The sequence below is a fragment of the Streptococcus sp. 1343 genome, from assembly GCF_013277355.1.
Taxonomy (GTDB): Bacteria; Bacillota; Bacilli; order Lactobacillales; family Streptococcaceae; genus Streptococcus; species Streptococcus pseudopneumoniae.
This window is the reverse complement of sequence record NZ_VMMT01000032.1, coordinates 20478-27555: the sequence shown is the minus strand read 5'-3', so window position 1 is coordinate 27555 and position 7078 is coordinate 20478. Positions and strand designations below refer to the sequence as shown.

At 38.7% G+C, this 7078-nt stretch carries 10 protein-coding genes and 1 pseudogene; 1 reads left to right on the top strand and 10 read right to left on the bottom strand.

Going from position 1 to position 7078, the window contains the following annotated elements; translation table 11 throughout:
* Nucleotides 1–200 precede the first annotated feature (200 nt).
* Nucleotides 201–677, top strand: a complete 477-nt coding sequence (locus tag HT709_RS05405; protein WP_000777684.1) for a GNAT family N-acetyltransferase — start codon at nt 201–203, stop codon at nt 675–677.
* Between the two features lie 579 nt (nt 678–1256).
* Here HT709_RS05405 and HT709_RS05400 read toward each other — a convergent pair.
* The 10 genes and pseudogenes from HT709_RS05400 to HT709_RS05355 form a co-directional block, all read right to left on the bottom strand.
* Nucleotides 1257–1382, bottom strand: a pseudogene (locus HT709_RS05400) (SAM-dependent methyltransferase); the annotation flags it as partial.
* A gap of 32 nt (nt 1383–1414) precedes the next feature.
* Nucleotides 1415–1828, bottom strand: a complete 414-nt coding sequence (gene comGG / locus HT709_RS05395) for a competence type IV pilus minor pilin ComGG (protein WP_172925582.1) — start codon at nt 1826–1828, stop codon at nt 1415–1417.
* On the bottom strand, nt 1806–2267 hold the full coding sequence (gene comGF / locus HT709_RS05390) for a competence type IV pilus minor pilin ComGF (RefSeq protein ID WP_172925581.1): 462 nt from the start codon (nt 2265–2267) through the stop codon (nt 1806–1808). The genes comGG and comGF overlap by 23 nt, the downstream gene beginning before the upstream one ends.
* The gene (gene comGE / locus HT709_RS05385) at nt 2230–2532 is read right to left on the bottom strand and encodes a competence type IV pilus minor pilin ComGE (RefSeq protein WP_188111084.1); all 303 of its coding nucleotides are present in this window, start codon (nt 2530–2532) and stop codon (nt 2230–2232) included. Before comGE ends, comGF begins: the two co-directional genes overlap by 38 nt.
* A complete protein-coding gene (gene comGD / locus HT709_RS05380; protein WP_171043569.1) occupies nt 2495–2929 on the bottom strand; it encodes a competence type IV pilus minor pilin ComGD in 435 nt (144 codons plus the stop codon). Before comGD ends, comGE begins: the two co-directional genes overlap by 38 nt.
* Nucleotides 2892–3215: a competence type IV pilus major pilin ComGC gene (comGC, locus tag HT709_RS05375; protein WP_172925580.1), complete on the bottom strand. Its 324-nt coding sequence runs from the start codon at nt 3213–3215 to the stop codon at nt 2892–2894. Before comGC ends, comGD begins: the two co-directional genes overlap by 38 nt.
* A gap of 1 nt (nt 3216) precedes the next feature.
* Complete coding sequence (comGB, locus tag HT709_RS05370) at nt 3217–4233, bottom strand: competence type IV pilus assembly protein ComGB (RefSeq protein WP_172925583.1); 1017 nt, start codon at nt 4231–4233, stop codon at nt 3217–3219.
* Nucleotides 4181–5122: a competence type IV pilus ATPase ComGA gene (gene comGA / locus HT709_RS05365; protein ID WP_172925579.1), complete on the bottom strand. Its 942-nt coding sequence runs from the start codon at nt 5120–5122 to the stop codon at nt 4181–4183. The genes comGB and comGA overlap by 53 nt, the downstream gene beginning before the upstream one ends.
* 75 nt (nt 5123–5197) lie before the next feature.
* Nucleotides 5198–5563: a DUF1033 family protein gene (locus tag HT709_RS05360; RefSeq protein WP_000286404.1), complete on the bottom strand. Its 366-nt coding sequence runs from the start codon at nt 5561–5563 to the stop codon at nt 5198–5200.
* Between the two features lie 150 nt (nt 5564–5713).
* Entirely contained in the window at nt 5714–6772 is a 1059-nt protein-coding gene (locus tag HT709_RS05355) for a zinc-dependent alcohol dehydrogenase family protein (RefSeq protein ID WP_172925578.1), read from the bottom strand.
* Nucleotides 6773–7078 lie beyond the last annotated feature (306 nt).

Sequence of the window (7078 nt, the reverse complement as noted above, 5' to 3'; positions counted from 1 at the left end):
TTACGAATGAATTTGATTGCTGGTATTATCAATCATGAACTAGGATTCTAGTTTTGCAGGAAGTCTAATAATGAAAATAAAGGACTAAAGTAATAACTCTAAATATATCTGATTTTTATAGGACATTTCATAAAAAAATCTACATACCTAGAGTCCTATTTAGTTATGTATCTTACATAAAGAGAAAGGAATTAATTATCATGAAATTATCTTTGTATAGTGAAGTTGACCATTACCATTCTTTAAGTTCTTATTCTTTAAATGATATTACACATACTGATACCCCAAAAAATATTATTGAAAAGTCTAAAAAAGATAAGTATAGATACCCAATAGTAATACTTAATAAAGAACATAAAGTAATTGGATTTTTTTGCCTACACCTAAACACTGGTCCTAAAGAGTATGGCTATTATCAAAATGATTATGCGCTTATTAGAGGATTTTCTATTGATGATAATTTCAGAAATCAAGGATATGGTTCTAATGCTCTGAATAAAATATTTGAATTCATAGACTCAACTTTAAAATTAGAAATTAACCATATTGTATTGGCTGTAAATGAAAAAAATATATTGGCTCAAAAAGCATATAGAAATTCAGGTTTTTTTGTTGTGAAGAAAGATTTAGAAGGAAAAAAGGGGAAATTAATTATTATGGAGAAAAGCAGAAACTAGTATCATTTCTAGTTTCTGCTTTTCACTAAGTCTGCTATAAATTTAGTATTCTAGCTTATTTGCATATTTTGAGAGGAATAATCTATATACTAAACTTTTATGTTTATAATTCATTCCTTTCGTTTCACTCAAGGCACAAGACAGAATGAAAAAGTGGTGTGCTCTTTATTTTGTTTTATAATAATAGTGAGAAAGTCTATCACTACTACAAATCACGTGGAGGTGAATAAGTGAGTGATACAGCCACTACCTCGCATATTTATAGGTGTCATTCTTTCCATCAAGCACAAGAACTGTGACTAGGAGAACGTAAACTTATAATTGAATAAGCGAATCGTTTGTGAAAAGGAAAGAATAGTCAAGGGATAGGCAGACTCAAATTTGGTGAAGGGAGACTCCTCATGTTAAAAGCCAAATTTCAATTTAAAAAATTTTAAAATTTGTTTCGCATTTACTACTCCTTGCATTTATATTGGATTGATTAACAGAACCTTTCGCGATGTTCCTTAGCAACTTCTTTGTACTAGGAAAATTTAAAAATTCGGATAGGTATCTACCCCGATTATTCACAAAAAAAGCATCCAAAATTTCTTTGTCTGATAGAAGATCAATCTGTTTCTCGACTGCTTGACAAACCAAGTTTGCAAGGAAGATATTTTTAGGGGAATCAAAAGTTTCTGCTTTGTGGTTAAAATCATGTCTCATATTTTTAGTTTAGCACAAAGTAGCTTGATTGGCTAGGAATTCTCTTTCTTTTCAACCTTCTCTTCTGATTTTTTCTTCTCTGCTTGATTACTTGAATCAGTCACTACCTCTTCCTTTTTCTCTCTTTTCTCTTCTTTGATTTTGACTGAAGGAAACAGAAACTCATATTGACTCTTCGGCGTACGAACCCTTGTCACCAAGCTTGTTTTCTTATTTTGATAGCTCACCTGACCCAGATTAAAGGTCTGTTCCCCACTTTCTTGCTCAACCTTATCTTTGGCTCGATTGGCCATGGCAAAAGCAATCAGTTTTTCTTTATTTAAAGCATAGTCTTGATAGTGGGCGACTTGTCGGTTCAAGTAAAATTGCAACAAAAGACTAAAGATGGCTGCCATGGTGACTGCATAGAGGAGAACACCTGCCTTAACTTTTTTCTTTTTCCACACGATAGATGAACTCCCTTTCTAAGCCTTTTTGGAACTGGAAACGAAAGCGAACCACTTGATTATCCTCTGTAATCTGTGCAGATTTGAGTCCATAAACCATAGGTTGATAACCCCGTCCACTGGCATCGGTTTTCCGAAAATCATCCGATTTAGACTTACCTATAGCGATATCCTTGCCATCCTGCTTCATATAGAGGCGGTTGCCCTCCACTTTTTCGAATTGCGAACGATCTAATTCTGCCTCCAGCTGGTCCACAAACAAGAGCCACTCTTTTTGCTCGCTTTGCTGCTGGTAGCGAACTTCTGAAATAAGGAGCTGACTCATGGCTTGAAAGAGGAGTAAGCTTCCACTGATGACAATGAGGGCAATCAGGGATTCTAACAAGGTAAAAGCCTTGACCTTATGGCTCTTTGATTGCCAACAACTGTTCTGAACCATAGTAGACCTCCAATCCTTTTTCACTAGAAAACACCTGAATCTCCACTCCGTTTATGTTTACCTGATTTTGACCTGTCTGCAGTGCCATCTTAGCTACCCTCAAGACTTCTTCCTTTTGCAAGATTTTTGCTTCTTCTTGCCTATTCTTTTGAATTTGTCCCAAAAGGAGGGTCGCGATGCTAGCAAAGATAGCTAAAGCAACTACTGCTTCCAGTAAAATCACTGCCCTAATTTTTTGTTTCCTTAATGCGTTTAATTTTTCCATTTCCTAGATATAATTGATAACGAATCGCTCCTTTACTGGTCTGAAATTCAACCTTAGCCAGGGACGAATTGCCCCCAGCTCGGTCAAATGTGATACTTTGTCCCGATGGTGCCTGAGTTCCTTTAGGAACTGTCAGCTTTTGACTGCCATTGCTAATGGTCTGCCCATCTAAGTTCAGACTAGTTTTTTGCTGACTGGCTACACTGCGTTTTTGAGTTTCTCGATAGAGTTCTTCAAACTCCATAAAGAAAATCTGCTCCTCTACTGCCGCAAAAGTGGACTGGACAGAGCCAGATAGGCCCAAGGCAAGAATACTCACCAGTCCCAAAACCAAGAGGCTTTCCAGCATGGTAAAGGCCTTAATCTGCAACGGTTTGACTGGTATTTTGTTTAGCATGGTATTCTTTATAGGCTTTAGCCTGTTCTTCTGTGATGCGATCATCTGCTTGTAATTTGCTTAGAGTAGCCTCTTCATTTTTATCTAAACTATAAAGCTCTGCCTGACTTTCCACCACCTTAACAACAGCAGCTTTTCCTTTGTCATTGACCGCCTCTTTTTGCTTGGTCAGATTAGGTACAAAGAGCAAGAGAAGCACGCTGATGATGAGCAAGACCACCAACATCTCCACAAGTGTAAAAGCTTTAACCTTAGCTTTTTTCAAGAATGTCATCATTTTTTTCATTTTAAAAATTTACCTCCATATTTTGATACATGGGCATGAGCATTGCCGCATAAAGTAAAACGATAATCAGTGCCACAAAGATAAAAACCAGTGGCTGCACTAAATTCATGGTGCGGTTAATTCGGGTAAAAAAGGCTTCCCAAGTTTTTTCAGCATAAATTTCCAACTCACTACCCAGCTTGGACTTGACTTCCCCATACTCGATGATGAGACTCAACTCCTTCTTAAAGAAAGGATAGGTTGCTATGGTTTGAGAAAATTCGCGACCATTTTGTAGGGCTTGAGCTAAATCTTGACCGATTTCTTTAAAGAGCTGGGAACCTTGTTCCTGCATCATTTGAAAAATCTGCGTCAGCTCCATTCCCTGCGAAATCATATTCCCCCACTCACGTGCATAATAGGCTGTCAAATAGGTCTGCACAAAGATTCCAATAAAAGGAAGGCGCGCTAAGATAGAAAAGACGCGCATCTTAGAACTTCTTTTATAAAAAGTGAGTGCTAAAAGGACACCTACTGAAACAAACCCTACCATTCCTAGAAAGATTTGTGGCAGATTACCGATAATTTGGGCGGCAATATTGCTACTATCCAGTTGTGGGAGCAGGTAATTCCGTAGCCCCAGCATAATTAAGAGAAGAAAACCCAGCAGAATCAAGGGATAGGTCGCTACTTCAATCAATTTTTTCTTGACCTTGGCCAGATTGTCCAGATATTCTTCTATCTTTCCCAAACTCAGGTGGAGATTGCCATGAACTTCAGCTAGGGATAACTGGGTGACAATGGCACTTGAACATCCCAAACTTTCCATCATTTCTGAGAATGATTTCCCCTGAGACAAGCCCACACGCATCTGGGTCACACACTGCCTGTCCAACAAAGCACTCCTATCTAAAAAGGAGATGGTCTCCACCAGATGAAAACCGCTAGAAAATAGATTGTTAAATAGGGTGATGATATTTTTTTGCTTAGCTGTAGCTAATTTTTTCCGTCTCAGCCTGAAGACTTGTGATATGTCCATCTTTAAGAAGCTGGTCAATTTGCTCATTCCACTTGGCTGCTTGGTGTTCTTGATAGTCTTTGTTGGCAAAGTCAACGATTCCTCCTCCCCCGATTAATCTCTGGTAGCAGACTCCTTGCAGAACAACTGCCAATTCTTCCTCACTCACACCCAACTCCAGCAGGCGCTCATAAACACCTCGGATACTCTTGGCGTGAATGGTTGAAAAGACTGTCGCACCTGTCAAACTAGCTCTGACCACTGCACGCGCCGTCTCGCTGTCCCGAATTTCTCCGATAATCAAGAGATCTGGTCGATGACGCAAGGAAAGTTTGATTAGATTTTCATAGGTTAGGCCGATTGCTTCGTTCAACTGCAACTGAAGCATGTCGTCCTGCTTGATTTCGACAGGATCTTCGATGGACATAACTTGCTGTCCTTTAAAGAGTGACTTGGACAATTCATGCATCAGGGTCGTCTTACCACTCCCAACCGGGCCAGCAAAAAGATAGAGTCCCCGTTGCCTGTACTGCTTGCCTAATTCTTCAATATCCTGAAACCAAAAATGCAAGTCCTGCTCTTCATCGTGCAACAAGCGAATGACTAAACTCTCATGCCCTCGATAATCGCCTACGGTAGATAAACGTAGGGACGCCATCTTCTGGTCATATTCATAGTCACAGGAACCGAGTTGACTACGTCGCTTTTCTCCCACATTCATACCCGCCACAAACTTAAAGTGACTGATGACGGCCGCAAATTTTTCGAAGTTATAACAGCCAATTTTACAGCGCTCGTCTCCTACCCTCATATGAAGCTCATAGGCATCTAACTTAGGGACAAAATAAATATCTTGCGCTCCTTTTTTCCGGGCCGAACGAATGATTTCTTGTGCAATTTCTTGAACCATACCTACCTCCTCACCTATACTATTCGCAAAGATTTGGAAAAAATAAAAAAGCAACTCCAAAAAGTTACTTTTTCTCTATTTTACTTTCATACGGCAAGAACGGTGCCTTTCCTTACCTGTTTGTTTTTCATAGCCTGGACGTAGTTTTTCATCTGGAATAACCTGCTCATCCTGTAAAAGAGCCAAAGAATGGTATTGTTGTAAATACTCATCACATTCATCACACCAGCGTTGATCTTCCGGGTCCCAAAAAATGGTCATCAAGTCCCTTCTACTTTTATAAAGAGGGGATTCTTGTTCCAATCTAAACCAGCAAGTCTTGTAGTATTTGAGAGCATCATAATACTGGTCAAATTTCTTACTTGCTACAATATCTTCTTCCCAACCTTCTAAGAACCACCAGGGTTCAAAATCTCCGTACATTTCTATAACACGATACATATTCATTCATTCCTTTGTACCATATATTATAACCAATTCCGCTAAACAAGGAAAGAAATATGCTCATTTCTTAATTTTTTTGATAAAAAATCCAGCCATCCTATGATGACTGAATTTCTATTTGCTTATGTTCCAAAATCTTTTTACTACTTAAGCCTCTGAAATATCGTTTTCGATGATGACCTTAATGGCATGGTGGTCTGCTGCCTTACCGAAGACTTCGTAGGCTTTTTCAATTTCACTGAGTTTGAAATAGTGAGTTACCAATTTTTCTGGTTCAATCTTATGACTTTCAAGTGCTTTCAACAATTGTGGAGTTGTATTTGTAGATACCAAACCAGTTGTTACATTGATGTTGCGAATCCAAAGTTTGTCCAAATCGAATTCAACTGGTTTACCATGTACACCACAGTTGGCAACTGTTCCGTCTACACCGATAATCTTTTGACAGAAATCAAATGTTACAGGAATACCAACAGCTTCGATAGCGACATCTACACCACGGCCATCTGTCAAATCATAAATTTCTTTAATCGCTTTTTCAGGGTCTGAAGAATTAACCTTGTGAGTCGCACCAAATGATAAAGCAGTTTCCAAGCGGTTATCGTCTAAGTCCACCATAATCAATTTGGCTGGTGAGTAGAACTGAGCTGTCAAGAGAGCAGCCAATCCAACTGGACCTGAACCAATAATGGCTACGCTACAACCAGGTTCTACTTTTCCTTTCAAGACACCAATTTCATACCCAGTAGGCAGAATGTCTGATAGCATAACCAAGGCTTCATCTGACAAGTCTTCTGGAGTGTGGTAAAGAGTGTTATCTGCATGAGGGACACGTAGATACTCAGCCTGCATACCATCAATCAAGTGACCAAAAATCCAGCCCCCTTCGTCTTCACAGTGGGCATAAATTCCTTTTTTACAGTAGTAGCATTTACCACAGGCACAGACACAAGAAATCAAGACCTTGTCGCCTTTTTTGAAGTTAGAAACTCCTTCTCCAACTTCTTCAACAATCCCAATCCCTTCGTGACCAAGAATGGTACCACTTTGGCAAGCAGGAACATCCCCTTTGATAATATGGAGGTCTGTTCCACAAATAGTGGTTTTTACGATACGCACAATAGCGTCTGTTGGCTTACGAATCACTGGTTTGTCAACGTCAACAAAAGAAGCAAGTCCTGGTTTAACATAAGTATAGGCTTTCATAAAGCACTCCTCCGTTTTTTAAATGTACTATTTATAATATAATTGCAAGCCTTTTCAATTGGCTCTTTAGGTATTTTTGTGATATTTTTAACTTTTTTATTTACCGGTAAAGCAATGTAGATAAAAAAGCAGAAGCTAGCCTCTAACTTCTGCCTTCTCTCTTATGACTCATCTCCAATTTTTCTGATACCTGCAACAAAAATCGAAGATAATAATAATTGGGTAACACTCAACTGATCAAATCCAAAAATGTAATGTGCTAGCAAATGAAATAAGAAAACAAACAAAAACAAAGATAATAAAATC

Excerpts from the sequence above, each read along its gene's own strand:
- comGC (WP_172925580.1), bottom strand. The coding sequence starts at position 3,215 with ATGAAAAAAATGATGACATTCTTGAAAAAAGCTAAGGTTAAAGCTTTT.
- comGF (WP_172925581.1), bottom strand. The coding sequence starts at position 2,267 with ATGGTTCAGAACAGTTGTTGGCAATCAAAGAGCCATAAGGTCAAGGCT.
- comGE (WP_188111084.1), bottom strand. The coding sequence starts at position 2,532 with ATGGAAAAATTAAACGCATTAAGGAAACAAAAAATTAGGGCAGTGATT.
- comGD (WP_171043569.1), bottom strand. The coding sequence starts at position 2,929 with ATGCTAAACAAAATACCAGTCAAACCGTTGCAGATTAAGGCCTTTACC.
- comGB (WP_172925583.1), bottom strand. The coding sequence starts at position 4,233 with ATGGACATATCACAAGTCTTCAGGCTGAGACGGAAAAAATTAGCTACA.
- HT709_RS05355 (WP_172925578.1), bottom strand. The coding sequence starts at position 6,772 with ATGAAAGCCTATACTTATGTTAAACCAGGACTTGCTTCTTTTGTTGAC.
- HT709_RS05360 (WP_000286404.1), bottom strand. The coding sequence starts at position 5,563 with ATGTATCGTGTTATAGAAATGTACGGAGATTTTGAACCCTGGTGGTTC.
- HT709_RS05405 (WP_000777684.1), top strand. The coding sequence starts at position 201 with ATGAAATTATCTTTGTATAGTGAAGTTGACCATTACCATTCTTTAAGT.
- comGA (WP_172925579.1), bottom strand. The coding sequence starts at position 5,122 with ATGGTTCAAGAAATTGCACAAGAAATCATTCGTTCGGCCCGGAAAAAA.